25 protein-coding genes and 1 pseudogene are annotated in these 24,461 nt (G+C 68.7%); 15 read left to right on the top strand and 11 right to left on the bottom strand.

Going from position 1 to position 24,461, the window contains the following annotated elements; genetic code table 11:
* Window positions 1-4 precede the first annotated feature (4 nt).
* Genes sufC through ACH4EW_RS23515 form a run of 4 tightly spaced genes read left to right on the top strand, consistent with a single transcriptional unit; the run spans window position 5 to window position 2,854 of the window.
* On the top strand, window positions 5-769 hold the full coding sequence (gene sufC, locus ACH4EW_RS23530) for a Fe-S cluster assembly ATPase SufC (RefSeq protein WP_351205385.1): 765 nt from the start codon (window positions 5-7) through the stop codon (window positions 767-769).
* On the top strand, window positions 766-2,022 hold the full coding sequence (locus ACH4EW_RS23525; protein WP_398259908.1) for a cysteine desulfurase: 1,257 nt from the start codon (window positions 766-768) through the stop codon (window positions 2,020-2,022). Before sufC ends, ACH4EW_RS23525 begins: the two co-directional genes overlap by 4 nt.
* Before the next feature lie 26 nt (window positions 2,023-2,048).
* Window positions 2,049-2,504, top strand: a complete 456-nt coding sequence (gene sufU / locus ACH4EW_RS23520; RefSeq protein WP_148834121.1) for a Fe-S cluster assembly sulfur transfer protein SufU — start codon at window positions 2,049-2,051, stop codon at window positions 2,502-2,504.
* Window positions 2,501-2,854 carry a metal-sulfur cluster assembly factor gene (locus ACH4EW_RS23515; protein WP_398259905.1) on the top strand — a complete coding sequence of 118 codons (354 nt, stop codon included), beginning with the start codon at window positions 2,501-2,503 and terminating at the stop codon, window positions 2,852-2,854. Before sufU ends, ACH4EW_RS23515 begins: the two co-directional genes overlap by 4 nt.
* A 112-nt stretch (window positions 2,855-2,966) precedes the next feature.
* Here ACH4EW_RS23515 and ACH4EW_RS23510 read toward each other — a convergent pair whose 3' ends face one another.
* The gene (locus tag ACH4EW_RS23510; RefSeq protein WP_398259903.1) at window positions 2,967-3,920 is read right to left on the bottom strand and encodes a hypothetical protein; all 954 of its coding nucleotides are present in this window, start codon (window positions 3,918-3,920) and stop codon (window positions 2,967-2,969) included.
* 277 nt (window positions 3,921-4,197) lie between these two features.
* Here ACH4EW_RS23510 and ACH4EW_RS23505 point away from each other — a divergent pair, with 277 nt between their 5' ends.
* A complete protein-coding gene (locus tag ACH4EW_RS23505) occupies window positions 4,198-4,518 on the top strand; it encodes a DMT family transporter (protein ID WP_398259901.1) in 321 nt (106 codons plus the stop codon).
* Window positions 4,518-5,054: a TetR/AcrR family transcriptional regulator gene (locus ACH4EW_RS23500; protein WP_398259899.1), complete on the top strand. Its 537-nt coding sequence runs from the start codon at window positions 4,518-4,520 to the stop codon at window positions 5,052-5,054. The genes ACH4EW_RS23505 and ACH4EW_RS23500 overlap by 1 nt, the downstream gene beginning before the upstream one ends.
* 21 nt (window positions 5,055-5,075) lie before the next feature.
* Here the strand turns inward: ACH4EW_RS23500 and ACH4EW_RS23495 are convergent, their stop codons facing one another.
* The gene (locus ACH4EW_RS23495; RefSeq protein WP_398259897.1) at window positions 5,076-5,963 is read right to left on the bottom strand and encodes a winged helix-turn-helix transcriptional regulator; all 888 of its coding nucleotides are present in this window, start codon (window positions 5,961-5,963) and stop codon (window positions 5,076-5,078) included.
* Between the two features lie 238 nt (window positions 5,964-6,201).
* Here ACH4EW_RS23495 and dapD point away from each other — a divergent pair, with 238 nt between their 5' ends.
* Window positions 6,202-7,191: a 2,3,4,5-tetrahydropyridine-2,6-dicarboxylate N-succinyltransferase gene (gene dapD / locus ACH4EW_RS23490; RefSeq protein WP_398259895.1), complete on the top strand. Its 990-nt coding sequence runs from the start codon at window positions 6,202-6,204 to the stop codon at window positions 7,189-7,191.
* Here the strand turns inward: dapD and dapA are convergent.
* Entirely contained in the window at window positions 7,163-8,092 is a 930-nt protein-coding gene (gene dapA, locus ACH4EW_RS23485) for a 4-hydroxy-tetrahydrodipicolinate synthase (RefSeq protein ID WP_398259893.1), read from the bottom strand. The genes dapD and dapA overlap by 29 nt on opposite strands.
* Window positions 8,093-8,443: 351 nt before the next feature.
* Here dapA and ACH4EW_RS23480 point away from each other — a divergent pair, with 351 nt between their 5' ends.
* The 3 genes from ACH4EW_RS23480 to ACH4EW_RS23470 all read left to right on the top strand — a co-directional run bounded on the left by ACH4EW_RS23480 (window position 8,444) and on the right by ACH4EW_RS23470 (window position 11,994).
* Window positions 8,444-9,898 (top strand): hypothetical protein, encoded by a 1,455-nt coding sequence (locus tag ACH4EW_RS23480; protein WP_398260119.1) that lies wholly within the window; start codon window positions 8,444-8,446, stop codon window positions 9,896-9,898.
* A gap of 200 nt (window positions 9,899-10,098) precedes the next feature.
* Complete coding sequence (locus tag ACH4EW_RS23475; RefSeq protein ID WP_398259891.1) at window positions 10,099-11,559, top strand: alkaline phosphatase PhoX; 1,461 nt, start codon at window positions 10,099-10,101, stop codon at window positions 11,557-11,559.
* Between the two features lie 204 nt (window positions 11,560-11,763).
* Complete coding sequence (locus ACH4EW_RS23470) at window positions 11,764-11,994, top strand: hypothetical protein (protein ID WP_037711258.1); 231 nt, start codon at window positions 11,764-11,766, stop codon at window positions 11,992-11,994.
* Between the two features lie 109 nt (window positions 11,995-12,103).
* Here ACH4EW_RS23470 and ACH4EW_RS23465 read toward each other — a convergent pair whose 3' ends face one another.
* From ACH4EW_RS23465 to ACH4EW_RS23450, 4 genes are all read right to left on the bottom strand, one after another.
* Complete coding sequence (locus ACH4EW_RS23465) at window positions 12,104-13,330, bottom strand: TerD family protein (protein WP_398259888.1); 1,227 nt, start codon at window positions 13,328-13,330, stop codon at window positions 12,104-12,106.
* A 173-nt stretch (window positions 13,331-13,503) separates the two neighbouring features.
* On the bottom strand, window positions 13,504-14,955 hold the full coding sequence (locus ACH4EW_RS23460; protein ID WP_398259886.1) for a peptidoglycan D,D-transpeptidase FtsI family protein: 1,452 nt from the start codon (window positions 14,953-14,955) through the stop codon (window positions 13,504-13,506).
* Between the two features lie 120 nt (window positions 14,956-15,075).
* A complete protein-coding gene (locus ACH4EW_RS23455) occupies window positions 15,076-15,549 on the bottom strand; it encodes a GNAT family N-acetyltransferase (RefSeq protein ID WP_398259884.1) in 474 nt (157 codons plus the stop codon).
* A gap of 2 nt (window positions 15,550-15,551) precedes the next feature.
* Complete coding sequence (locus tag ACH4EW_RS23450) at window positions 15,552-16,322, bottom strand: IclR family transcriptional regulator (RefSeq protein WP_398259882.1); 771 nt, start codon at window positions 16,320-16,322, stop codon at window positions 15,552-15,554.
* 154 nt (window positions 16,323-16,476) lie between these two features.
* Between ACH4EW_RS23450 and ACH4EW_RS23445 the strand changes: the two genes are divergently transcribed.
* Complete coding sequence (locus ACH4EW_RS23445) at window positions 16,477-17,997, top strand: aldehyde dehydrogenase (NADP(+)) (protein WP_398259881.1); 1,521 nt, start codon at window positions 16,477-16,479, stop codon at window positions 17,995-17,997.
* Complete coding sequence (locus ACH4EW_RS23440; protein ID WP_398259879.1) at window positions 17,994-18,605, top strand: DUF1349 domain-containing protein; 612 nt, start codon at window positions 17,994-17,996, stop codon at window positions 18,603-18,605. The genes ACH4EW_RS23445 and ACH4EW_RS23440 overlap by 4 nt, the downstream gene beginning before the upstream one ends.
* 82 nt (window positions 18,606-18,687) lie before the next feature.
* On the opposite strand, the gene ACH4EW_RS23435 is transcribed toward ACH4EW_RS23440, so the two are convergent.
* Window positions 18,688-18,888, bottom strand: coding sequence for a DUF397 domain-containing protein (locus ACH4EW_RS23435; protein ID WP_398259877.1), 201 nt, complete (start codon window positions 18,886-18,888; stop codon window positions 18,688-18,690).
* Window positions 18,885-19,763: a helix-turn-helix domain-containing protein gene (locus ACH4EW_RS23430; RefSeq protein WP_398259875.1), complete on the bottom strand. Its 879-nt coding sequence runs from the start codon at window positions 19,761-19,763 to the stop codon at window positions 18,885-18,887. Before ACH4EW_RS23430 ends, ACH4EW_RS23435 begins: the two co-directional genes overlap by 4 nt.
* 129 nt (window positions 19,764-19,892) lie before the next feature.
* Here ACH4EW_RS23430 and ACH4EW_RS23425 point away from each other — a divergent pair, with 129 nt between their 5' ends.
* A complete protein-coding gene (locus ACH4EW_RS23425) occupies window positions 19,893-20,363 on the top strand; it encodes an ATP-binding protein (RefSeq protein WP_398259873.1) in 471 nt (156 codons plus the stop codon).
* Between the two features lie 35 nt (window positions 20,364-20,398).
* On the opposite strand, the gene ACH4EW_RS23420 is transcribed toward ACH4EW_RS23425, so the two are convergent.
* Window positions 20,399-21,988: an ABC transporter substrate-binding protein gene (locus ACH4EW_RS23420; protein WP_398259871.1), complete on the bottom strand. Its 1,590-nt coding sequence runs from the start codon at window positions 21,986-21,988 to the stop codon at window positions 20,399-20,401.
* A gap of 458 nt (window positions 21,989-22,446) precedes the next feature.
* A complete protein-coding gene (locus ACH4EW_RS23415) occupies window positions 22,447-22,902 on the bottom strand; it encodes a hypothetical protein (RefSeq protein ID WP_398259869.1) in 456 nt (151 codons plus the stop codon).
* A gap of 65 nt (window positions 22,903-22,967) precedes the next feature.
* Between ACH4EW_RS23415 and ACH4EW_RS23410 the strand changes: the two genes are divergently transcribed.
* Window positions 22,968-23,687 carry a DsbA family oxidoreductase gene (locus ACH4EW_RS23410; protein ID WP_398259867.1) on the top strand — a complete coding sequence of 240 codons (720 nt, stop codon included), beginning with the start codon at window positions 22,968-22,970 and terminating at the stop codon, window positions 23,685-23,687.
* A gap of 169 nt (window positions 23,688-23,856) precedes the next feature.
* Window positions 23,857-24,461, top strand: a pseudogene (locus ACH4EW_RS23405) (histidine kinase); the annotation flags it as partial.

The following is a 24,461-nucleotide window of genomic DNA, read 5'->3' as shown; positions in this document are numbered from 1 at the left end:
ACCCATGGCAACGCTTGAAATCCGCGACCTGCACGTCTCCGTCGAGGCCGACAACGCCACGAAGGAGATCCTCAAGGGCGTCGACCTGACCGTGAAGCAGGGCGAGACCCACGCCATCATGGGCCCCAACGGGTCCGGCAAGTCCACCCTTGCGTACTCCCTCGCCGGTCACCCCAAGTACACGATCACCCGCGGTTCGGTGACTCTGGACGGCGAAGACGTCCTGGAGATGACCGTCGACGAGCGCGCCCGCGCCGGTCTGTTCCTCGCGATGCAGTACCCGGTCGAGATCCCCGGTGTCTCGGTCTCCAACTTCCTGCGTACCTCCGCCACCGCCGTCCGCGGCGAGGCACCCAAGCTGCGTACCTGGGTGAAGGAGGTCAAGGAGACGATGGGCCGGCTCCAGATGGACCCGGCGTTCGCCGAGCGCAACGTCAACGAGGGTTTCTCCGGTGGTGAGAAGAAGCGCCACGAGATCCTTCAGCTGGAGCTCCTCAAGCCGAAGGTCGCGATCCTCGACGAGACCGACTCCGGTCTGGACGTCGACGCCCTGCGTATCGTCTCCGAGGGTGTCAACCGGGTCCGCGAGACCGGCGAGGTCGGCACCCTGCTGATCACGCACTACACGCGGATCCTCCGCTACATCAAGCCCGACTTCGTGCACGTCTTCGCCAACGGCCGCATTGCCGAGTCCGGCGGCGCCGAGCTCGCCGACAAGCTGGAGAACGAGGGCTACGAGGCATATGTGAAGGGTGGCGCTTCCGCGTGACACAGCTGCCGGGCCTCCTCGACACCGAGGCGATCCGCAAGGACTTCCCCCTGCTGGATCGGACGGTCCACGACGGGAAGAAGATCGTTTATCTGGACAACGCGGCGACCTCGCAGAAGCCGCGCCAGGTTCTGGACGCCCTGAACGGGTACTACGAGCGGCACAACGCCAACGTGCACCGTGGCGTGCATGTGCTCGCCGAGGAGGCCACGGCGCTGTACGAGGGCGCCCGCGACAAGATCGCCGCCTTCATCAACGCGCCCAGCCGCAACGAGGTGATATTCACCAAGAACGCCTCCGAGTCGCTCAACCTCGTGGCCAACATGCTCGGCTGGGCCGATGAGCCCTACCGGGTGGACCACGAGACCGAGATCGTCATCACGGAGATGGAGCACCACTCCAACATCGTGCCGTGGCAGCTGCTCTCGCAGCGCACCGGCGCGAAGCTGAAGTGGTTCGGCATCACCGACGACGGCCGCCTCGACCTGTCCAACATCGACGAGATCATCACGGAGAAGACGAAGATCGTCTCCTTCACCCTGGTCTCGAACATCATGGGCACGATCAACCCGGTCGAGAAGATCATCCGCCGTGCCCAGCAGGTCGGCGCGCTGGTCTGCGTCGATGCTTCGCAGGCCGCCCCGCACATGGTGCTCGACGTGCAGGCGCTGCAGGCCGACTTCGTGGCCTTCACCGGTCACAAGATGGTCGGACCGACCGGCATCGGCGTGCTCTGGGGCCGGCAGGAGCTCCTGGAGGACCTGCCGCCGTTCCTCGGCGGCGGCGAGATGATCGAGACCGTGTCGATGCACTCGTCGACGTACGCCCCCGCGCCGCACAAGTTCGAGGCCGGTACGCCGCCGATCGCCCAGGCCGTCGGCCTCGGCGCGGCCGTGGACTACCTCTCGGCTATCGGCATGGAGAAGATCTACCAGCACGAGCACGCGATCACCGAGTACGCGGTGAAGCGGCTCCTGGAGGTCCCGGACCTCAGGATCATCGGTCCTGCCACGGCCGAGGACCGCGGCGCCACGATCTCCTTCACGCTCGGCGACATCCATCCCCACGACGTGGGCCAGGTACTCGACGAGCAGGGCATCGCGGTCCGGGTCGGACACCACTGCGCACGGCCGGTCTGTCTGCGGTACGGAATTCCTGCGACGACGCGAGCGTCGTTCTACCTGTACTCCACGCCCGCCGAGGTCGACGCCCTGGTGGACGGTCTGGAACACGTACGGAACTTTTTCGGTTAATAGGCACAGCGGCTGAGGGTTGACTGGTGAAGCTTGATTCCATGTACCAGGAAGTGATCCTGGACCACTACAAGCACCCCCACGGGCGCGGCCTGCGGGACGGCGACGCCGAGGTGCACCACGTCAACCCGACGTGCGGCGACGAGATCACTCTCCGGGTGAAGTACGACGGCGAGACCATCGCCGATGTGTCTTACGAGGGTCAGGGCTGCTCCATCAGCCAGGCCAGCGCGTCCGTGCTGAACGACCTGCTGGTCGGCAAGGAGCTGGGCGAGGCGCAGAAGATCCAGGAGACCTTCCTGGAACTGATGCAGTCGAAGGGCCAGCTGGAGCCGGACGATGCGATGGAGGAGGTACTGGAGGACGCCGTCGCGTTCGCCGGTGTCTCGAAGTACCCGGCCCGGGTCAAATGCGCGCTACTGAGCTGGATGGCGTGGAAGGACGCGACGGCGAAAGCGCTGTCCGAAGGGAAGACGGCATGAGCGAGAACACGGTGACATCCAGCGAGGGCCCGGCGACCAAGCCGGCCTCCGAGGAGGAGGTCCGCGAGGCCCTGTATGACGTCGTCGACCCCGAACTGGGCATCGACGTCGTCAACCTGGGCCTGATCTACGGCATCCACGTCGACGACGCCAACATCGCCACCATCGACATGACCCTGACGTCCGCGGCCTGCCCGCTGACCGATGTCATCGAGGACCAGGCGAAGTCCGCGACCGACGGTATCGTCAACGAGCTGCGGATCAACTGGGTCTGGATGCCGCCGTGGGGCCCGGACAAGATCACGGACGACGGGCGCGAGCAGCTGCGCGCGCTCGGCTTCAACGTCTGAGCCATCTGCACCGCTGAACGGCCCCCGGCTTCTGCCGGGGGCCGTTCAGCGGTGTTATTCGCTCATCGACTGTTACTCGGGCTCATCGACTGAGGGAGGCGCGGGACAGCCCTTAGGGGTTGTACTGCGGCGGTACGGCTGCCGCCTCGGCGAGGACCGGTCCCAGGTTCTCCGTACGCATGCGCCGGTCGACGTAGAGGAGTCCGGTCACCAGCTGCGGGAACGTTGCCGAGACGAACTGGCCGATGAGCTGGCTCAGAAAGAGGATCACCACATAGCCGCTCATGGCGAAGGCGATCGCCGTGGGGTTCGGGTCGTCGTCCAGGGGCGAGCCACCGATGAAGCCGGAGAACATTCCGAGGAACGAGAACGGGACCTGGATGATGTAGTTCGTCGCGGCCGCCATGCCATAGGCCAGCAGGCTGATCCCGGAGATCCGCCACCAGTCGCCGCGCACCAGCTGCGACGAGCGACGCAGCGCCGCCATCGGGCGCTGGCCCTCGAAAACCACGGCCGAGGGGGCCAGACTGAATTTCACCCAGAGCCACGCCGCCAGAGGAGCGGTGACCAGGGCGCCCAGAAAGCCGAGCGAGGTCCACAGCACGACGCTTGACCCGTGAGCCAGCGTGAACGCGCCGATCACGAAGGCGAAGAAGCCGATCACCGCCAGTGCCACGGGGATCACTGCGATCAGAGCCGTGAGGGCCACCGTTCCGGTCAGTGCCGGTACGCGGGCCCAGGCCCGGCGCCAGATGACGGAGAAAGTGGTCGGCCTGCCCAGTACGGCCTCCTGCAGGACCGCGGCAACGGTCGCGTACATCATGGCTGTGCTGATCACGAATGCGACCGCGGCTACCAGCCAGACGGTGCCGAGGGCGATCAGTAGCGGTGAGAGGTCCTTCGACGACGGGTCCTCCTCGGCGCTGAGAGAGAGGATCCGGTGCAGACGGTCACCGACCGCAAAGTACCCGATCAGGGCCGTCGCACCCACGGTGATCAGCGCCCCGCCGTACACGGCCAGGCCGACGCCGAACAGCTGCTTCCAGTATCGTCCGATCGTGCTCAAGGCGCCGCCGAGTATGTCCCCGAGCTTCAGGGGTGCCAGCGGTATCACTCCGGGCTTCGGCGGCGGCATCCAGCCGCCCCATCCCGGTGGCCCTCCGTACGGTGCTCCTCCGTACGGTGCTCCGCCGTACGGAGGACCGCCGCCCCACCCTGCGTACTGCGACACTGCTGCTCCGTTGTGTGTTGTCGTCCTGTGTGCTGGTCGGGACACCGTAACGTCCCGGGTGACGCAAAGCTGCCGTACTGTCGTGCGAGCAGCCATGCGTACCCTCGTACACATGGGATATGGACTGCTCGCCGCGGCGATAGCGGCGGAGGTGGCCGGTACGACGGCCATGAAGTACAGCGAGGGCTTCACGCGTCTCTGGCCCTCGCTCATCACCGTCGCGGGCTATCTCACAGCCTTCACGCTGCTCGCCCAGACGCTGAAGACGCTGCCGATGGGCACCGCCTATGCCATCTGGGCCGGGATCGGCACCGCCGCGGTCGCCGCCATCGGCATCCTCTTCATGGGGGAGTCCGCCAACCTGGTCAAGCTGGCGGGCATAGCGCTGGTCATCGCAGGGGTGGTGGTGCTGAATCTGGGAGGTGCCCGCTGATGACACGCCGTTACGACCCCGATCGGCGCGGCCGCATCATCGATGCCGCGATCCGGGTGGTCGGTACCAAGGGCATCGCGGGGCTCAGTCACCGCTCCGTCGCGGCCGAGGCCGATGTACCGCTCGGCTCGACGACGTATCACTTCGCCTCGCTGGACGAGCTGTTGATCGCGGCCCTGCGCCGGTCGAACGAGAACTTCGCCGAGATCATGCGGGAGAGCGGGATCCTGACCGACCCGGCCTCCGACCTCGCCGAGGAACTGGCCAGGCTGCTGGGTGAGTACTTCTCCGGCGGGCGCGGGCGGGCCGAGCTGGAGTACGAGCTGTACCTCGCAGCCCTCCGCAGACCCGCACTGCGGACCGTCGCCGCCGAATGGACCGACGGCACGGCCGAACTGCTGTCCCGGCGGACCGATCCGGCCACGGCGCGGGCACTGATCGCACTCATGGACGGGATCTGTCTGCAAGTGCTGCTCACCGGAGGGGAGTACGACGAGGCATACGCGCGGGAGATGTTGGGGCGCGTCGCCGGCTGACGGCTCCGGCTCGAACGCCCCTCAATCGCCGGACGGGCTTGCCTTTCGGATCGTCGTCAGCGCCGCCTGCACGCTCGCCTCGATGTCCGTGATCGGGTACAGCGCCTCGCGGATCGTCCGGTCCCGGTCCACCACCAGCGTCAGCCGCTTCAGCCGGCTGGTCCCCGCCGCACGGAACGTCGGCAGTCGCAGCGCCGCAGTCAGCTCCAGCCCCGCGTCGGACAGCAGCGGGAAGCGCAGCCGCTCCGCGTCCGCGAACGCCCGCTGCTCGTCCGGGCGTTGGGTGGAAACCCCGTGCAGGGTCGCGCCCGCCGCCGTGAACCCGGCCGACTGGTCGCGATACGTACGGGATTCGAGGGTGCATCCGCTGGCCCCCGGGGTCTCGGCCCAGCCCGGCGGATAGGCGTCCCGGCGGGCGTAGGCGCTGGGGAAGCAGTACAGGACGGTGTGCGAGGTGTCGGCGACCGGGTCGCGCAACACGCCGTCGAAGTCCAGCAGTTGAAGCTCGGGCAGGCGGGTTCCCACCAAGGCGTGAACCCGGGCCGCCTCCTTCGACGCCTCCGTGGCCGTTGCCGTCATCTCCCCTTCTCCCATCACCCAGGTGTCGCCCCAGTCCTGGAGCGCGATCAGTGCGGGCAGCAGCGCGCGTCCACGCCGGGTGAGCCGGTACTCGTACCGAGGCGGCCGGTCCTGGTACGGCTCCCGGGACAGCACCCCCGCGTCGACCAGCAGTCGCAGCCGCTCGGTCAGCACCTTGCGGGACACGCCCAGCTCTTCCTGGAGCGCGTCGAAGCGGTGCACCCCGCGCGCCGTGTCCCGCACGATCAGCAAGGTCCACCAGTCGCCGACCACATCGAGCGCCTGGGCAATCGCGCAGTCGGCGTCGGCCAGGCTGGTGCGCTGGGGCATGGACTCCTCCTTGGCCGGACTCCCACTGCCAGTCGTGGGCGAGGCCGAGACCGACCTGCAGGACATGGTGTCATGGTTAGTTCCCAACGGGAACCCAATCGGGAGGGTGCTGCGAATGAGGTTCTTCGCGGCAGGCGCGGTCCGGCTGACCTGGTGGTCGTGGGCTCCCGGGAACAGCGCGCGACCGTCCGGCGAGACCGGTTGGCTCCGGCGGTGCCTCGCCGGTTAGGTTCGTGTCATGACCGACACGACTCCTGCTCGCACCACCGGCGCCGTCGCCGCCGGCCTCGCCACCATCGCCGGCGACGGTTCCGTTCTCGACACATGGTTCCCCGCCCCCGAGCTCACCGCAGAACCCGGCTCGGCCGGAACCGAACGGCTCACCCCCGACCAGGCCGCCAACCTCCTCGGTGAGGGTGCGGCCAAGGCTATCGGCGTGGACGCCCGCCGCGGGGTCGAGATCGTCGCCGTACGTACGGTCATCGCCTCGCTCGACGACAAGCCGCTCGACGCGCACGACGCGTACCTGCGCCTGCACCTCCTCTCGCACCGCCTCGTCCAGCCGCACGGCCAGAACCTGGACGGGCTCTTCGGCCTCCTCACCAACGTCGCCTGGACCTCGCTCGGCCCGGTCGCCGTCGACGACGTGGAGAAGGTGCGGCTGAACGCCCGCGCCGAGGGCCTGCACCTCCAGGTCACCTCGGTCGACAAGTTCCCCCGGATGACGGACTACGTCGCGCCGAAGGGGGTCCGGATCGCCGATGCCGACCGGGTCAGGCTCGGCGCGCACCTTGCCTCCGGTACCACCGTCATGCACGAGGGCTTCGTCAACTTCAACGCGGGCACCCTCGGCACCTCCATGGTCGAGGGCCGGATCTCCGCAGGTGTCGTGATCGGCGACGGCTCCGACATCGGCGGCGGCGCCTCCACCATGGGCACTCTCTCCGGCGGCGGCAAGGAGCGCATCGTCATCGGTGAGCGCTGCCTGATCGGCGCCGAGGCCGGCGTCGGGATCGCGCTCGGCGACGAGTGCGTCGTCGAGGCCGGGCTCTACATCACGGCCGGCAGCCGCATCACGCTGCCGGACGGCCAGATCGTCAAGGCCCGTGAGCTCTCCGGCGCCTCGAACATCCTCTTCCGCCGCAACTCGGTCACCGGCGCCGTCGAGGCCCGCCCGAACAACGCGGTCTGGGGCGGCCTCAACGACGTCCTGCACAGCCACAACTAGTGCCGGTTGCGGCACTAGTGCTGGTAGCGGCGAGGAGTTCCTCGTACGCCCTGCGCAGCCCGTCGGCCGTCTCGCGCCCGGCGGGCTGCAGCGGTTCCCGGACCGGTCCCGCGTCGAGCAGCGCCTTCGCCGTGACCGTACCGGGCAGCCCGGACGCCATCATCAGGTCGGCGAAGGGGACGAGCAGCTGGTTGAGCCGGGCGGCCCCGGCGGTGTCCCCGGCGTCGAAGGCGTCCAGGACCGCCCGCAGCTGCCGGGGCGCGACATTGGCGACCGTGCTGACGTAGCCCACCGCGCCCACCGCGTACAACGGCAGGTTCAGCTCCTCGCAGCCCGAGTAGTACGCCAGCGAGGTCGCACCGATCACCTTCGTGGAGCCGAGCAGGTCGTACGCGCAGTCCTTCACGGCCACGATGCGTGGGTGCTCCGCGAGCCGCAGCAGGGTCTCCGGCTCGATGCGGGTGCCGGTGCGGCCGGGGATGTCGTACAGCATCAGCGGAAGGCCGGTCGCATCGGCGACGGACCGGAAGTGCGCCTCGACGGCGGCCTGCGGCGGTCTGCTGTAGTACGGCGTCACCACCAACAGGCCGTCCGCGCCGGCCTGTTCGGCCTGCTGGGCGAGAGCCACGGTGTGCCGGGTGTCCGGGCTGCCGACCCCGGCGACGATCGGCACGCCGTCGCCGACCGCCGCCCTGACCGTCCGCAGCAGTGCGGTCTTCTCGGCGTCGGTGGTGGTCGGGGACTCGCCGGTGGTACCGCTGAGCACCAGACCGTCGCAGCCGTCGGCGACCAGAGAAGCGGCATGCTTTCGGGCGGCGTCCAGGTCCAGCGCGCCGGAAGCGGTGAACGGAGTGATCATCGCGCAGAGCGCGCGGCCGAAGGGAGCTGCGGGTGCTGTCATCCCTGAAGTGTCCATCGACCGGACTGTGAAGGTCTACTTAGTTCTTCTTGGAGCGAAGCGAAAGAAATGCTCAACTGTTGAGGGGGCTCCGCGCTCCGGCGTGATCGAACCTGGCAAAGGCGTCCGACGCTGGTCCCGGCCCGCAGCGCGGTCCACATGCGCTTGAGCGGCCGCATACCCGGGTGTAAAGGTCTATGCGCGTCAATCCCCGGTGTGGGCAAGGAAGTTGTCAAGGTTCCCCGGGCGGAATGCCGCTGTCCGTTACTGAACCGGGTGGCATCGGACGAAATGCGTCTACGCTTGGGCCGTCTGAACCCGTACGCCCCGTACGTCCCCGAGGAGAACCACCTGATGTCCGCAGAGCGCCCCACCCTGCCGCCCGTACGGCTGCACACCGAGGCCGAGCTGGCACGGGACGCGCTCGCCGCGCCGCTGCTCGCCCGCGCTGTCCGGCTCGCCGGCTGGGCCGGCCCGGAGACCCGGGTCGGCGCCGGTGGCGAGCTCGTCGAGGAACAGTTGCCCGCGGCGGCCGAGCACCTCGGCCTCACGGCGGACGAGGACGGTGCGGCGGAGGCGAGCGAGGCGTGGCGGCTCGCGGTCGACGCGGGGCTCGTCGACGTCGAGGACCCGGAGGAGGCCGCGGGGGAGGATGCGGAGGGGACCGTCGCTGCCGGTGAGAACCTGGCACTGATCACCGGCGGCTCGCCGCAGGATGTCCTTTCGATCTGGCTCGACGGCCTGGAGGCCGTCCACGCGGACGCCACCGCGCCGTTCTTCGAGGACCTCGCCGATCTCGTCGGCGAGGACGGCTCGATCGACTTCGAATCCCTGGACTGGGACCCGGATGCCGAGGCGGAATTCCTCGACGGGGTCCTCGGCAATCTGTATCTGCTCACCGCAGGCGACATCGGCACGGACGTGGCGGCCGTACCGCTGCCCGCGCTCGCCGCGTCGGTGATCGTGCCCGACGACATGGTTGAGCCCACCGACGACATCCTTGAGCAGGTGTCCGAGGCGATGATGCGTCTCGACGACCAGTTCCGGGTTCTCGAACCCATCGGGATCGTCGAATACCGCCCGGTGGACGAGGCGTTGCTGGCCGAGGCGGGCGAGGACGCCGCCCCGCCGGCCGACGACGAGGACATCACCCGGTACGGAATGGTGAAACTGACCCCCCTGGGCCTGTACGGCATCAGGGCCCGGATGCTGGAGGCCGGGGTGGACGCCCCGGCGATCGGCGACCTCGCGGACAAGGGTGCCGACGTGCTCCTCGGCGGCATCGCTTACTACCCCGAGACGGCGGCCCGCAGCGAGGTCGAACTGTGGCTCGCCCGGCGTGGCGAGGACGGCGCCGCGGCCGAACTCCTCGCGGCGGCACGCGGCGCGGACCAGCAGGCGCCTCTGCGCCGCCTTCACTGCCAGCAGGCGCTCGCCCTGGTCGGCGCGGAGGCGGAGCCCGCAGTACGCGCGGTGCTGGACGACCCCGAGCTGGGCGGTCTCGCGCGGGTCTGGCTTGCGGAGCTGGGCGCGGCGGACGTACCCGCACCGCCGGAGCCGATGATCTTCTGGCTCGCCATCGACACGATGGCGGCCCAGCTGGAGGCCGATGGCGACCTGGACGAGCTCCAGGGCCTGGTCGAGGACCTGGCAGGTCGGCACAACGGCTTCTTCGACGAGGCGTGGCGGGTGGAGCACCCGGCGACGGCGGACGTCCTCGAAGCGATGGGGCGGCTGCACAGCGACAAGAAGAAGGCCAAGGAGGCCCGCAAGGCGGCGTTCAAGGCGCGGTCGCGGACGAGGGCCTGAGAGCCTGTGGGGCTGCCTGCTCGCGCGGGCCGTGTGAGCAGGGCAGTCCGCGGCGGACAGCACGGACGGGCGTGGCATCCATTCCGGGCAACTGCACAGGAAGGATGCCCCTCGCCGTCGTCCGTAGTTCAACTGGTGTTGGCACAGGGGCGCGACTGTGGGCGCGCCAACAACCCGCCCAGTTGCTCCAGGAGTACGTGATGCCCATCACGCGCAGGGAATTCACCCGACAGTCCGCCCTCACCGGTGCCGGCATCGCCCTGACCGGTACCGTCGCAGCGCTGGCGACCGCGCCCGGTGCTCTGGCCGCAGAGGACTCGAAGCACGGCCACGACGACCACGACCACGGGCACGGTCACAGCCACGACCTCGGTTACGGGCCGCTGATCGATGACCCCAAGGGCCTCCTCGCGCTGCCCGCCGGTTTCTCCTACAAGGTCATCACCCACAGTGGTGTCACCAAGCTGGAGTCCGGCGAGTGCACCCCCTCCAACCACGACGGTACGGCCACCTTCGAGGGCCCGCGCGGCGTCACGTTGCTCGTCAACAACCATGAGCTGAGCGGCACCCGCGCCGACTGGGAGTACCCGGTGCCGCTGGCCGAGGGCCTCGTCTACGACCCGGTCGCGGCCGGCGGCTGCACCGTCGTGGAGACCCGCCGCGACGGCCGTACCGCCGAGTGGGTCGGCATCGCCGGTACGTCCACCAACTGCGCGGGTGGCTCCACCCCTTGGGGCACCTGGCTCACCTGCGAGGAGACCGAGGACAAGGCCGGCAAGAACGGTCTGCTCAAGGACCACGGCTACGTCTTCGAGGTCGACCCGTACGACAAGCGCGCCAACCGCGACCCGCGCCCGATCAAGGCGCTCGGCCGGTATGCCCACGAGGCCGTCGTCATCGACCCCAAGCGCGGCCACGCCTACCTCACCGAGGACGCCGCGGGCCCCAACGGACTGCTCTACCGCTGGGTTCCGCCGCACGGCTTCCGGCACGGCCGCGGCCGGCTGCGCGCGCTCGCCGACGACGCCGGTGTCCTCCAGGCCGCCAAGTGCTTCGACAGCAACGGCAAGTTCGTCGACGACCTGTCCCGCGCCACGAAGACCGGCACGGTGTACGGCGTGGACTGGGCCGACGTCCCCGACCGTGACGCGAAGACCGTCTCGGTGCGCAAGCAGTTCGCAAACGGCGAGGTCACCCGCGCACGCAAGCTCGAAGGCATGTGGTGGGGCGACGGCGGCGCGTACATCGTCTCCTCGTTCGCCCGCGGGGAGAGCCCCGCCCAGCACGACGGCCAGGTCTGGTTCTACGACCCGAAGCGCCGCACGCTGACGCTGAAGGTGCTCCTCGGCGTGAACGCCGACCCGTCGAAGGACGGAGCCTTCGACGGCCCGGACAACATCACCGTCTCGCCGTACGGCGGTCTGGTCATCGCCGAGGACGGCAACGGCATCCAGCACCTGTTCGGGGCGACCGACAGCGGCCGCACGTACCCGATCGCCCGCAACGAGCTGAACATCGGCAGCGAACAGGAGCCTGAGTACAGCGAGTTCACCGGTGTCACGTTCTCGCCCGATGGCAGGACGCTGTACGCCAACATCCAGACGCCGGGCATCATGCTCGCCATCACCGGCCCGTGGAAGCGTCAGCCGAACCGCCACTGACACCGTGCTGCACCCCCGTCAGGAGGCGGCAATCGCCACACTTTCGGGGGTTTTTCGGACGCGGCGTTCCGTATGGTGCCGCTGCTGGAAGCGGGCCGGGATGCCTACTGGCCCTGGGATCGCTGATCACGAATCCGGTGTCAGTGAGCCCCCAGGAGTGGACGGGCATGGCGTCGGGCGTTCCCAGGCCGCATACTCAAGGTGATGAAACAGTCAGCCGGATCCCGGCGCCACCTGCCTTCCAGTCCCTTCAACCGCCCGGCCCAGGCGGCTCCACCGGTCGAATTGTTCGATGTGGGCGACAGGGTGTCGCACGACCAGTTCGGACTCGGTCGCGTCCTTGCGGTCGAGGGCGACAACGACGCAGTGCTCATTGACTTCTCGGGGCGGCAGGGGAGGATCCTGAGCCCGTACTCCAAGCTGACCAAGCTCTGAAAGAGGCGGCGAGCACGCGCAGCGTCCGCGTCCCCGTCACGCTCTTTCGCTTCAGGGGCACCTGGCATGCGCAGGTGCCCCTGAAGCCGTGTCGGGAGCCTTTGCAGAGTTACAGCGCCTGGGCGGCGGGCTTCACCATGCCTCGGACGGTGCGCGACTTCACGAAGTCGCCCATGGCCGTCATCTCCCACTCGCCCGAGAACTGCTTGATCAGCTTGGCCATCATCACGCCGGTCTGCGGCTCGGCGCCCGTAAGGTCGAAGCGGACCAGCTCCTCGCCGGTGGTGGCGTCGATCAGCCGGCAGTAGGCCTTGGCCACGTCCGTGAACTTCTGGCCCGTGAATGAGTTGACCGTGAAGACCAGGCCGGTCGCCTCCGCCGGGATCCGGCCCAGGTCGACGACGATCACCTCGTCGTCACCCGCGCCCTCGCCCGTGAGGTTGTCGCCGGAGTGCTTGATCGCGCCTTTGAGGATGGAGAGCTTGCCGAAGTAGCAGCTGTCCAGGTGGTTCCGGTTGGGGCCGTAGGCGATCACCGATGCGTCGAGGTCGATGTCCTTGCCGCGGAACGCGGGCTCCCAGCCGAGGCCCATCTTGACCTGGGAGAGCAGCGGTCGGCCGCCCTTGACCAGGGAGACCGTCTGGTTCTTCTGGAGACTGACCCGGCCCTTGTCGAGGTTGACCTTGCCGGAGGCGGCGGGTGCGGGCGCGGCGGCGGGCGGGGCGGGCGGGGCCGGAGGCGCGGCGATCCGCGGGTCCACCGGGGCGGCGGGCATCGAGGGTGCGACGGGCGCGGGGGCGGGCATCGTGGGTGCGACGGGCGCGGCGGCGGGCTCCTCCTCGACCGAGACACCGAAGTCCGTGGCGATACCGGCCAGTCCGTTCGCATAGCCCTGGCCGACCGCGCGGGCCTTCCAGGCGCCGTTGCGGAGATAGACCTCGATGACCACGAGCGCCGTCTCGGTGCCCAGCTGGGGCGGGGTGAAGGTGGCGAGCACACTGCCGTCGTCGGCGTTGCGCACGGTCGCGGTGGGTTCGATGCCCTGGAAGGTCTGGCCCGCCGCATCAGGGCTCGCCGTGACGACGATCTTCTCGATGCCGGACGGGACCGCGGTGGTGTCCACCACGATCGCGTCCGGCGCCGTGCCGCCGCCGGAGCGATAGGTCACGCCGGGGCCGGCGGGCTGGTTGTAGAAGATGAAGTCGTCGTCGGAGCGCACCTTGCCGTCTGCGGTGAGCAGCAGGCCCGAAACGTCGAGCCGCACCGGTGCGGAGACGTCCACTGCCACGCGGGCGGCGGAGAGAGGGATGTTCGAGCCGGGGGTCATAGCGGTCATGCACGGAGTAACGAACGACCGGGCTTTGCCGTTCCCTTACCTTTATTCCGCTTGACGCACTTTTGGCGCGGCCGGGACGCCGCGTGCTCCAGGAGTTATGACGGTCGCGACGAGGCGGGGGTGGGCGGCGCGGAGGTCATGGGCCGGAGTCCCGGCCTCCGCGCCTGCCCTTCTCAGTCCTTGATCGCCGCCTTCATCATCTTCTGGGCGATCGGCGCCGCCAGACTGTTGCCGCCGACCTCCGAGCGGGCCGCGCCCGAGTCCTCGACGACCACCGCCACCGCGACCTGCTTGCCGGTGGAGTTGTCCTTCGCGTACGAGGTGAACCAGGCGTACGGGGTCTTGCTGTTGTCCACGCCGTTCTGTGCGGTACCCGTCTTGCCGCCCACCTCGGCACCGGTGATCTGGGCGTTGGTTCCGGTTCCCTCTTCGACGACGGTCACCATCGCGCTGCGCAGCTGCTCGGCGGTGGACTGTGAGACGACCCGCTTCGTGTCCCCGTCCGCGAAGTCCTTCAAGGTATTGCCCTCGGAGTCCGTCACCTCGGACACCATGTGCGGTGCGGCCAGTTCGCCGCCGTTGGCGAGGGTGGCCGAGACCATGGCGACCTGCAGCGGCGTCGCGGTGACCTCGAACTGGCCGATGCCCGTGAGGGCCGTCTGCGGCTTGTCCATGCCGGACGGGTAGACGCTCTCGGAGGCCCGGACCGGCACATCGAGCTTCTCCTCGTTGAAGCCGAACTTCTCCGCCATCGCCCTGAGCTTGTCCTGGCCGAGGTCGGCGGCGACCTTCGCGAAGACGTTGTTGCAGGAGTACTGGAGTGCGGTGCGCAGCGTGGCGTTCTCGCACGGGGCCGAGGGGTTCTCGTTCGTCAGGACAGTGCTGGTGTTGGGCAGGGTGTACGGGTTGGGGCTGTCCGTGCGCTCGTCGACGGAGCTGTACAGACCGTCCTCCAGCGCCGCGGACGCCACCACCAGCTTGAACGTCGAACCCGGTGCCAGCGGCTGCCGCAGCGCACGGTTGACCAGCGGCTTGTCCTTGTCGTCGAGCAGCTTGTTCCAGGCGTCGCCGTCCGTCGTCCCGCTGATCGTCGACGGGTCGTACGACGGGGTGGAGACCACGCTCAGGATCCGCCCGGTCTCCGGGTCGATCGCGACCGCCGCGCCCTTGTCGTCGCCGAGCGCCTCGTACCCCGCCTTCTGCACATCGGGGTCGATCGTCGTCAGAACGTTGCCGGGGGAGGCCTGCTGGTTCGTCAGCACGTCCATCGGATTCTTCAGCCGGTCGTCGGTGCCGTCCAGCACATGGCTGTAGATCCCTTCGAGCTGAGTGGCACCGTACGCCTGCGAGCTGTAGCCGGTGACGGGTGCGTAGAGCTCGCCCTGCGTGTAGGTGCGCTTGTACGCGAGGTCGCTGTCCTCCGTCTTCTTCGATCCGGTGACCGGGTTTCCGGCCACGATGATGTCGCCGAGCGGCTGCGCGTACTGCGCGATGGTGTTCCGCCGGTTGTGTTCGTCGTCTGCGAGCGCTTCTGCCTGGTATGCCTGCAACCAGGTCGCCCGCAACAGCAGGGCGAGGATCAGGAGCAGACAGAAGACCGAGGTGTGCCTGATCGTTTTGTTCATCCCGTTGGGGGACGAGCGGGGTGCCGTGCGGTGTTCCCGGTTGTGCTGTTTCTCACCGATTTCTCATGATCGGTCCGTCCGTGCCGGGGTGGCCGGGACGGCCCGGGGCGCTGCCCCGGGTCACCCCGGCAGGGTGAACAGCAGCTCGTCGGTCTCCTCGCCGCGGGCGTGCGAGAAGCCGTGGTCCTTACCGGTGACGGCGAACCCGCACTTCTCCAGCACCCGGCGCGAACCGGTGTTGTCCGCCGCGGCCCGTGCGTGCAGCGGGCGTTCCGGGACGACGTCGAGCAGCGCCCGCAGTGCGGCCGTCGCGAGCCCGCGGCCCCAGTGCGCCCTGTCGATCCAGTAGGTGACCTGGCGATCGTCCGGCGGCCCGTACGCTCCGGTGTTGCCGACCACCTCACCGTCCACGACCACCGTCCGCATCACTATGGAGTCGTTGGCCAGGATCCATCGCCAGTGGGTGTCGAACGCGTGCCGGTCGGTGGGGTCCTCGCTCGTGAACGCGGCCGTCATGACCGACTCCGGGTCGGACATGAACGCGAAGAACAATGAGAGATCGCTGTCGCGAACCTCGCGCAGGGCGATGTGCATGATCAGAGCCTCCGGGTGGCGAGCGTCAGCCGGTCCCGCGCGTCGAACAGCGCGTCCTTCACCATCTGCTCGTGCGCGGGCGTGAGCCGGGCGACCGGAACGGAGCAGCTGATGGCGTCGCGGGCAGGGGTGCGGTACGGGATGGCGACGCCGAAGCAGCACAGCCCGAGGGTGTTCTCCTGGCGGTCCACCGCGTACCCCTGCTCGCGGATCAGGTGCAGCTCCTCGATGAGCTTCTCGCGGTCGGTGATGGTGCGCTCGGTCAGCGCGGGCAGCGTCTCGGGGAGCATCTCGCGGACCTGCTCGTCGCTGTGGGTGGCCAGCAGCGCTTTGCCGAGCGAGGTGGAGTGGGCGGGCAGCCGGCGGCCGACGCGGGTGAAGGGGCGCAGATGGTGCTGGGACTGCCGGGTGGCCAGGTACACCACGTTCGTCCCGTCGAGGCGGGCCAGGTGGATGGTCTCCGTCGTGTCGTCACAGAGCCGGTCCAGGGTCGGGCAGGCGGCCGCGACGACCTCGTCGCCGTCGATGTACGAGGTGCCGACCAGCAGGGCCCGTACACCGATCCCGTACCGCGTGCCTGTCGCGTCGGTCTCCACCCAGCCCAGCTCCACGAGGGTGCGCAGCAGCATGTAGAGGCTCGACTTGGGATAGCCGACGGCCTCCTGCACCGCCGCGAGGGAGTGCATGCCGGGCCGCCCGGCGAAGTATTCGAGCAGTTCCACCGTCCGCACCGCGGACTTGACCTGTGCTCCACCAGGCTCGGCAGCAGCCATCGCCCTACGCCCCTTCCAGCCCACTGACGAATCCTGCGACTTCTTGCCAACACTGAAGGTCCGGAAATAGAGTCGCTTTATATTCACGATGAGGAACTCTGTTCAGAATACCGAACAATGTCTGATGTGTGGCAGTGGAGCGGAAGGAATCACGGTGGCAGCAGCACCAGTCTGGAGCGTCGACCCCCGCACCGGGAACCCGCGTGAGCAGGTTGCGGTGGAGGCTACAGCGCAGGAAGTCGACCGTGCGGTCCGGGCCGCCCACGCGGTGCGCGACTCGCTCGCCGACCGCACCGTGCGCGCCGCCTTCCTGCGTACCGCGGCCGATCTGCTGACCGAGGCCGGGCAGCACGTCATCGAGGCCGCCGACGCGGAGACCGCACTCGGCCCGGCCCGCCTCACCGGCGAACTCGCCCGCACCGCAGGCCAGTTGCGGGCCTTCGCGGAGGTCGTCGACGAGGGCGCCTTCCTCGACATCCACATCGACCACGAGGACGCCACCAGGACCCCGCCCTGGCCCGACCTGCGCCGCTACAAGATCCCGCTCGGGGTCGTCGCCGTGTACGCGGCCAGCAACTTCCCGCTCGCCTTCTCCGTCCCCGGCGGCGACACCGCGAGCGCACTGGCCGCCGGCTGCCCGGTCGTCGTCAAGGCGCACCCCGACCACCCGGCCACCTCCGAACTGTGCGCCTCCGTACTGCGCCGGGCGGCGGCCCAGGTCGGACTGCCCGAGGACGTACTGATCCTGGTCCACGGCTTCGAGGCGGGCATCGAGCTGATCAAGCACCCGCTCGTCGCCGCCGCAGGCTTCACCGGCTCGGTACGCGGCGGCCGCGCCCTGTTCGACGCGGCGGCGGCCCGCCCCGCCCCCATCCCCTTCCACGGCGAGCTGGGCTCCCTCAACCCCGTCGTCGTCACCGAGGCGGCCGCCGCCGAGCGCGGCGAGCAGATCGGCGCCGGGCTCGGGGGCTCGATGACCATGGGCGCGGGCCAGTTCTGCACCAAGCCCGGCTTCGTCCTGGTCCCGGCCGGTGAGACCGGCGACCGGCTGCTGAAGTCCCTGACCGAGACGGTCAGCGACACCGAAGCCGGGGTCCTGCTCGACCACCGGATGCGCGACGCCTTCCTCGCAGGCGTACGGACACGGGCCGAACTCCCCGACGTGGAGGCCCCGGTCACCCCCGGCGCGGGCGGCGACCACACCGTCGCGGCCGGCTTCCTGACCGTACCGGCACACCTCCTCACCACCGAGGGCCCGCACGACGCGCTCCTGGAGGAGTGCTTCGGCCCCGTCACCGTCGTCGCCCGCTACGCCTGCGAGGACGAGATCACCGCCGTCCTCTCCCGGCTCCCCGGCAACCTCACCGCCACCCTCCAGACCGCCACGGACGGCGCCGACGCCGACGCCCCCGGACTCCTCGCGGCCCTCACCCCGCTGGCCGGCCGGGTCCTCGTCAACGGCTGGCCGACCGGCGTCGCCGTCGCCCCCGCCCAGCACCACGGCGGCCCCTACCCGGCCACCACCTCCACCTCCACCTCGGTCGGCGCCACCGCGATCGAACGCTGGCTGCGCCCCATCACCTACCAGACGACCCCCGAGGCCCTGCTCCCGCCGGAGCTCCGCGAGGACAACCCCCTGAACCTGCCCCGCCGAGTGGACGGCCGCCGCGCATGAGCCAGCGCCTTCCCGAACTCCCCTTTGAACTGCACCCGTTCGGCCCCGAGGGCGACTGGACGTACGAGGACGGCGCATTGACCGGCCGGGCGGGCGCCCGCCAGGACCGGTTCGTACCGCCGGGCGGCGACGACCTCGACTCCGTGAGCGACGCACCCCGCCTCCTCGGCCCCGCCCCCCGGGGCGACTTCCAGCTGATCGCCCGGGTGAAGGTCGGCTTCGCCGCGGCCTTCGATGCCGGGGTGCTCTATCTCCACGTCTCGGAACGGGAGTGGGCCAAGATCTGCCTGGAACTCTCCCCGGACCGTCCCACCATCTGCACGGTCGTCACCCGCGGCCACTCCGACGACGTCAACTCCTTCGTCGTGGACGGCGACAGCTGCTGGCTCCGCCTCAGCCGCACGGGCAACGCGTTCGCCTTCCACGCCTCGGCCGACGGCGAGAAGTGGACCTTCGTCCGCGTCTTCGCCCTCGGCGAGCCGGAGCAGGCGGCCGAGGCGTCGGTCGGCTTCCTGGTCCAGTCACCGACGGGCGAGGGCTGCGAGGCGGCCTTCGACCGGATCGTCTTCCGCACGACGGGAGTTGCCGACCTGCGCGACGGCAGCTGAACGCTCGGGCGCCTGCACCGTCACCCTCGCTCTCCGGTCCGGAGGGCGAGGGTGTTCGTTTGCGGGCGTCTGGTGGTTTGGCTCAGGCCCCGGCCGCGTACCGCACGAAGTGCGTCCAGCCGGTGGGGCCGAGTGTCAGGTGGGGGCGGGAGGTGTCCTTCGAGTCGCGGACGAGGATCGCGTGTTCGGTGGCAGCGATCTCCACACACTCGCCGCCGTCGCCGGCGCTGTAGCTGCTCTTGGACCAGTTGAGCCCAGGGGCCACGTTGCGTTCCGTGTTCATCGCTCTCCCAGCAACTTCTCAATCATCGCCAGGGACTCGTGGGGGCTGAGGGCCTGGCCGCGAACACTTCCGTATCGTGCGGCCAGGGTACGTACCTCCTCCGCGTCGGTGATCAGTCTGTTCACGCTCTGAACCTCAACGTAGGCGAGTTGCTGTCGTCCTTTGGGAGTGAGCAGGATGAATGGGCCCTCCAGCGCGGTGTGGTCTTCGCAGTCCATCGGAAGTACCTGGATTGTGGTGCTCCGCAGCCGCGCGAGGTGCTGCAAGTGCTTCAGTTGCCCTTGGCGTACGTCGCCTCCGCCCACGGACCTGCGGAGCACGGACTCGTCAATAACTGCGCTGACCATGGGAGATGGCCACGCGGTAAAAACTTCTTGACGCGCGAGCCGGGCAGTGACGCGCTGCTCGATCGTGGCTTCGTCGAGCGGGGGCTGACGCGACATAAAAGTCGTCCTCGCGTAGGCCTCCGTTTGCAGAAGTCCAGGGAAGGTCAGCGTGCTGAAGAAGTTGATCTCGACCGCGTCCGCCTCCAACTTCGCATAATTCCGGAACCACGCCGGATGCCTCACCCGCGCCCGTGCCTTCGCCCGTGCCACGTCCTCCTTCGCCGCCCGCAGCAGTCCGCCCGCCTCCAGCAGGTCGTCCGCCGCGTCCAGGAATTCCGGCTGCGGTGTCCTGCGCCCCCGTTCCAGCGACCGGATCAGGTCCTCGCTGTACCCAAGCCGGTCGCCCAACTCCCGCTGGGTGAGGCAGGCTCGCTCCCGCAACAGCCGGACCTGGCGGCCGATCACGCGGAACAGGTCTGCGGCCTCCTCCGAGTCGTCGTCGCCACCGATCGCACCGTCCAGCTCCATTGCTGCCCGCTTTCGTTCCATGGGCCGACCGCGTGCGCCGTCACGTCACGGCGGACAACCGGTACCGGTCGCCGTGCGTACCGGTACGCGCACGCTACGTACCGCTGTCGTTGCTGGTCAGCGTACGGTCACTTGGCCACGCTGAGTGGCGTGACGAGTGAATCCGTACAGATCGAAACTCCCCAACAGCCGACCCCCGCACAACAGTTCACCCAACTGTTCAGTGCGACCCGCCGTGGAGCCCGCCTGGCCCGGCTGCTCGCCGTGGAGCAGTTGGTGGCATGGGGCTGGCCGCGCGACGGCGAGCGCACCGACGCGGTCGCGCTCGTCGTCGCCGAACTGGCGGCGAACGCGGTCATGCATGGGCGGCTGGACGGGCGGGGATTTCGCCTCGGGCTCGCCCTCCTCCCGAGCGGACGGCTGCGGATCGAGGTCACGGATCCGTGCGGCGAACGCCTCCCCTCCGCGTCCCGGGAAGCCGTTGAAGGAGGCCGGGGGCTGGTCATCGTCGATGCCCTTGCGGCGGACTGGGGCGTACATCCGTACCCGCCGTCGGGCAAGACGGTCTGGGCAGAGGTCTCCGCGATGCGAGCGGGCGTCGGGCGGCCCCCCTGCTGGTGATTGCCTCGGGCACCGCCGCAAGTGAAACGTGCGGGCTAATACGCGGTGGTGAGTTCCCAGAACCGGAAGACAGTCGATGTGTCCAGGCATTTCTGCAGGCCCCGGACGTTCTCGCGGGCGACTGCGTACTGTGTGCCCTGCCAGAGCGGCAGGAGCGGCAGCTCGCGCGCCACGATGTCCTGCAACTTGATGAAATTCTGCCGGGTGTTCGCGCGGTCGGTCATGGACGAGGTCTGCGGGATGATCCGTTCGGTTATCTCACTGTTCTCGTAATTGTTCGACAGGACGTTGCCCTTGCCGAAGAAAGGCTGGGTGAAATTGTCGGGGTCGGGATAGTCCGGCACCCAGCCCTTGACATAGACGCCGTACTTGCCGTCGGCGATGTCCTTCTCGTACTGGTCGAACGGGACGGTTTTCATCCTGGCGTCGAAGAGTCCGCTCTTGTTCAGCTGATCGGCGATGGCCCGCAGTTCGTCGTCGGTAGCGGGTCCGTAACGACTCGGGGTGGACCAGAGAGTGAGTCGCACCTTGCTGGTGATACCGGCGTCCCTCAGGACATTCCTCGCCTTTCGCGGCTGCGCGCCGTCGCCGTACATGTCGAAGAAGGAGGTGCCGTGGCCGGTGATGCCGACCGGGACGACCGAGTAGAGCGGCGTCGCCGTGGACTGGTAGACCTCGCTCAACAGGGAGTTGCGGTCGACCAGATATGCGATGGCCTTGCGCACGGCGAGCTTGCCGACCACGGGATCGGCCATATTGAAGACCATGTGCTGGACCTCGGCGCTGCTCCCCTGGACTACGTCGATGCCGTCCTTCCCCGCGGTGGGCGAGGTGTCCAGGGCGGCTATCGCCTTGGCGGTGAGGCCACGGTATGCGATGTCGACCTCACCCTTCTCCAGGGAGGACTTGAGGGCCTGCTGGTCGCCCTGGAAGAGTTTCAGTGTCACGCCGGAGTTCTTCACCTCAGCGGTTCCGTGATAGCCGGAGTAGACCGAGAAGACCGCCTTCGACTTGTCGATGGAGTCCAGCTGGTAGGGGCCGGAACCAACCGTCTTGCCACCCTTGAGCAGCCTGTTCTTGGGATAGACATGACGGTCCACGATGGAACCGGCACCCGATGCGATCTTGCTGGGAAATATCGCATCGGGCACCTTGAGGTGGAAGACGACGGTCTTCTCGCTCGGGGTGCTGATCGACGAGATGGTGGAGAGGAGCGGCGCCGGGCCCGCCGGGTCGTTGATTCCGATCGCCCGGTCGAAGGAGTATTTGACGTCCGCCGATGTGAGGCTGTTGCCGTTGCTGAACTTCAACCCGTCGCGCAGGGTGCAGGTGTAGGTCTTGCTGCCGTCCGAGAAATGGCACTCCTCGGCGGCCTCCGGCACAGGGGTGGAACTCCCGGGCGGGAAGCTCAACAGGGACTGGAAGACGTTGTTGAACAGCAGCCAGGACCCCGGGTCGTACCCCGCGGCCGGATCCGTCGCGAGGATGCCGTCGGACATCCCGACGACCATCTGCTCCTTGGACCCGAAGGGCCAGATCTGGTGCTGGGAGCCGCAACCCGTCAGCAACACCACTGCCAATCCACCGGCGATCAGGGTGCTCGACCGCCTCGTACGAACCTTCACAGAACGTGCCTCATACTCTCGGCCGGCCGCATTGGGGGGTGTCCCCGGACAACCGGATCGGATCAGGAAGTACTGCGAACGCCGCGGCCGTCCGGCGTTGTCAGCCCTGCCGGCCGCGGTGGTGCGGATCACGGCCTGCCTGGACTCGGTGTTCACCAGGAATTCCATGCATGGTGACTGGCTGCCAATTTTCCAGTCGGTGAACGAAAGAGGGCAGGTCATGGTCGGTCTCGTGGTGCCGCAAACAATCTAGTGGTACGCCGCACCGCGCGATGGCACATCGTGCGCCAAAAATTCCCGCCGGCAGCCGGTGCTGTTGGCCTGTTATGCCTGGTATCCGACCGTGGTGGTCGAGCTGACCGGCCCGGCCGTCATCCCCGCCCAACTGTTCGGCGAACAGGCCCCGGGGGAGCAGTAGGCGGGCCCCATGGCGGCACTGCGGGCCACTCGCCCGGGAGTCATGGCTGCCACCAGCTCCGGACAGCCATCACGTTCCATCGCCGCACCGAAGCGGCCGAAAATCGATGGATTATCCACGGAACATGTGTGCTGCTCAGGTCCGTACGGCCGGCGGGGGCGTACGCCAGCTCCTCGTGGCCCCAGTCGCGGGCACCGTACGGCGGGTTGCGCAGAACGGCTTCGGCGGTGAGGCCGGGGAAGGCGTCGGAGCGGTGCATTTTCTGCTGCTCGAATAGCTCACCGAGCTCGGCGCAGCCGAGCCCACAGCAGCCGCCGTCACCATCACCGCAGCCATCGACGGATACCTGCTCCAGCGAGCGCTCGACCCGTCCCTCGAACCAGGCCCCCTGATCGACGGACTGGCCGGCCTCGTGCGACCACCGGCCCAGAGGCAATAGAGGCCTGCCACGCTGCCTTGGCCGGGGAATGAGGGCGTCCGTTCCCGTGTTGTGCACGGCAGCGGAGGGTGCCTCCGTGTTGCCCGAGCCGTTCGTACGAGTACACGGAGAGAAGGAGAGACATGCGCGTCGAGATCTGGAGCGACATCGCCTGCCCCTGGTGCTACATAGGCAAGGCCCGCTTCGAGAAGGGCCTGGCGGGGTTCGCCCACCGCGACGAGGTCGAGGTCGTACACCGGTCCTTCGAGCTCGACCCCACGCATGCCAAGGATGACACCGTGCAGGTGATCGACATGCTGGCGCGGAAGTACGGGCGCACCCGCGAAGAGGCGCAGGCCATGGAGGCGAACGTCGCGGCCAACGCGCAGGCCGAGGGGCTCGGCTACCTCACCGAGGGCCGCGACCACGGCAACACCTTCGACATCCACCGGCTGCTCCACCTGGCCAAGGCCCGCGGCCGCCAGGACGAGCTGCTGGGCCTCGCCTACCGGGCGAACTTCGCCGAGGAGCGGTCCGTCTTCGACGCTGACGTGCTGATCGAGCTGGCCGTCGAGGCCGGGCTCGACGCCGGCGAGGCGCGCGCCGTCCTCGCCGACGCGGAGGCGTACGCCGCCGAGGTGCGGGCCGATGAGCGCGAGGCGTCCGAGCTGGGGGCCAACGCGGTGCCGTTCTTCGTCTTCGACCGGCGGTACGGGATCTCCGGCGGCCAGCCCGCCGAGGTCTTCGCCCAGGCGCTCGAACAGGCGTGGAAGGACCGGCCGCTGACCGCGATCGGCGGGGACGCCGCGGTGTGCGACGCCGACGGTGCCTGCGAGGTCCCGCAGACCGGCGGTGAGGCCTGAGAGTCTGCCGGGTGGCCTCTGACCGGGGCGGACGAAGGTCACCCGACAGGCTCTGAGTCCGCAGACCGGCGGTACTTGTCCGAGCTGCCCGGGCGCGTGTTCCCGTCCGAAGGGGCACTGCCGGCCTCGCCGAACGCATCTTCGTGCATACGGTGTTACAAAGGGCAATGTGGCGACACGTTTCGGCCGATTCCGGAACGCACCGGTTCGGTCACTCACGGGCAAATACCCCCAGAGCCTTGCAGGGCAGGTCTTCGCCTTGCAGGTGGCTGTGGTGGTGCTGCTCGTGACGGCCGCGGTGCTGGCGCTCGTACTGCAGTCCCAGCGCGACAGCAACGCGGAGGCCAGACACCGATCGGTCGCCGTCGCGCAGACGTTCGCGCACGCACCTGGTGTCCTGGCCGCGCTGAAGACCCCTGATCCTTCCAAGGTGCTCCAGCCGCTCACCGAGGCCGGGCGGAAGGCGGTCGGCGTCGACTTCATCGTGGTGACGGATACACACGGGATCCGCTACACACATCCCCGGCCGGAGCTGATCGGCAAGAAGGTCGTCGCCACCATCGGGCCGGCGCTGGCCGGCCATGTGTACGTCGAGAGCGTCAAGGACCCGCTCGGCCACGAGGTGCAGGCGACCGCTCCCATCTTCGATCACGGGCACAAGGTCGTGGGTCTGGTGGTTGCGGGTATGAAGGTCGAGAAAGTGACCGGTGCGGTGTCCCGGCAGATTCCGATCATCCTTGTCGCGGGGGCGGTGGCGCTCTCCATGGCGACGGC

This window comes from Streptomyces sp. NPDC018000 (assembly GCF_044328025.1).
GTDB lineage: Bacteria > Actinomycetota > Actinomycetes > Streptomycetales > Streptomycetaceae > Streptomyces.
The sequence above is the reverse complement of the archived record's forward strand: the minus strand, read 5'-3'. Positions and strand labels throughout refer to the sequence as shown.

Excerpts from the sequence above, each read along its gene's own strand:
- sufC (WP_351205385.1), top strand. The coding sequence starts at position 5 with ATGGCAACGCTTGAAATCCGCGACCTGCACGTCTCCGTCGAGGCCGAC.
- ACH4EW_RS23515 (WP_398259905.1), top strand. The coding sequence starts at position 2,501 with ATGAGCGAGAACACGGTGACATCCAGCGAGGGCCCGGCGACCAAGCCG.
- ACH4EW_RS23505 (WP_398259901.1), top strand. The coding sequence starts at position 4,198 with ATGGGATATGGACTGCTCGCCGCGGCGATAGCGGCGGAGGTGGCCGGT.
- ACH4EW_RS23500 (WP_398259899.1), top strand. The coding sequence starts at position 4,518 with ATGACACGCCGTTACGACCCCGATCGGCGCGGCCGCATCATCGATGCC.
- ACH4EW_RS23495 (WP_398259897.1), bottom strand. The coding sequence starts at position 5,963 with ATGCCCCAGCGCACCAGCCTGGCCGACGCCGACTGCGCGATTGCCCAG.
- dapD (WP_398259895.1), top strand. The coding sequence starts at position 6,202 with ATGACCGACACGACTCCTGCTCGCACCACCGGCGCCGTCGCCGCCGGC.
- dapA (WP_398259893.1), bottom strand. The coding sequence starts at position 8,092 with ATGACAGCACCCGCAGCTCCCTTCGGCCGCGCGCTCTGCGCGATGATC.
- ACH4EW_RS23480 (WP_398260119.1), top strand. The coding sequence starts at position 8,444 with ATGTCCGCAGAGCGCCCCACCCTGCCGCCCGTACGGCTGCACACCGAG.
- ACH4EW_RS23475 (WP_398259891.1), top strand. The coding sequence starts at position 10,099 with ATGCCCATCACGCGCAGGGAATTCACCCGACAGTCCGCCCTCACCGGT.
- ACH4EW_RS23470 (WP_037711258.1), top strand. The coding sequence starts at position 11,764 with ATGAAACAGTCAGCCGGATCCCGGCGCCACCTGCCTTCCAGTCCCTTC.
- ACH4EW_RS23465 (WP_398259888.1), bottom strand. The coding sequence starts at position 13,330 with ATGACCGCTATGACCCCCGGCTCGAACATCCCTCTCTCCGCCGCCCGC.
- ACH4EW_RS23460 (WP_398259886.1), bottom strand. The coding sequence starts at position 14,955 with ATGAACAAAACGATCAGGCACACCTCGGTCTTCTGTCTGCTCCTGATC.
- ACH4EW_RS23455 (WP_398259884.1), bottom strand. The coding sequence starts at position 15,549 with ATGCACATCGCCCTGCGCGAGGTTCGCGACAGCGATCTCTCATTGTTC.
- ACH4EW_RS23450 (WP_398259882.1), bottom strand. The coding sequence starts at position 16,322 with ATGGCTGCTGCCGAGCCTGGTGGAGCACAGGTCAAGTCCGCGGTGCGG.
- ACH4EW_RS23440 (WP_398259879.1), top strand. The coding sequence starts at position 17,994 with ATGAGCCAGCGCCTTCCCGAACTCCCCTTTGAACTGCACCCGTTCGGC.
- ACH4EW_RS23435 (WP_398259877.1), bottom strand. The coding sequence starts at position 18,888 with ATGAACACGGAACGCAACGTGGCCCCTGGGCTCAACTGGTCCAAGAGC.
- ACH4EW_RS23430 (WP_398259875.1), bottom strand. The coding sequence starts at position 19,763 with ATGGAACGAAAGCGGGCAGCAATGGAGCTGGACGGTGCGATCGGTGGC.
- ACH4EW_RS23410 (WP_398259867.1), top strand. The coding sequence starts at position 22,968 with ATGCGCGTCGAGATCTGGAGCGACATCGCCTGCCCCTGGTGCTACATA.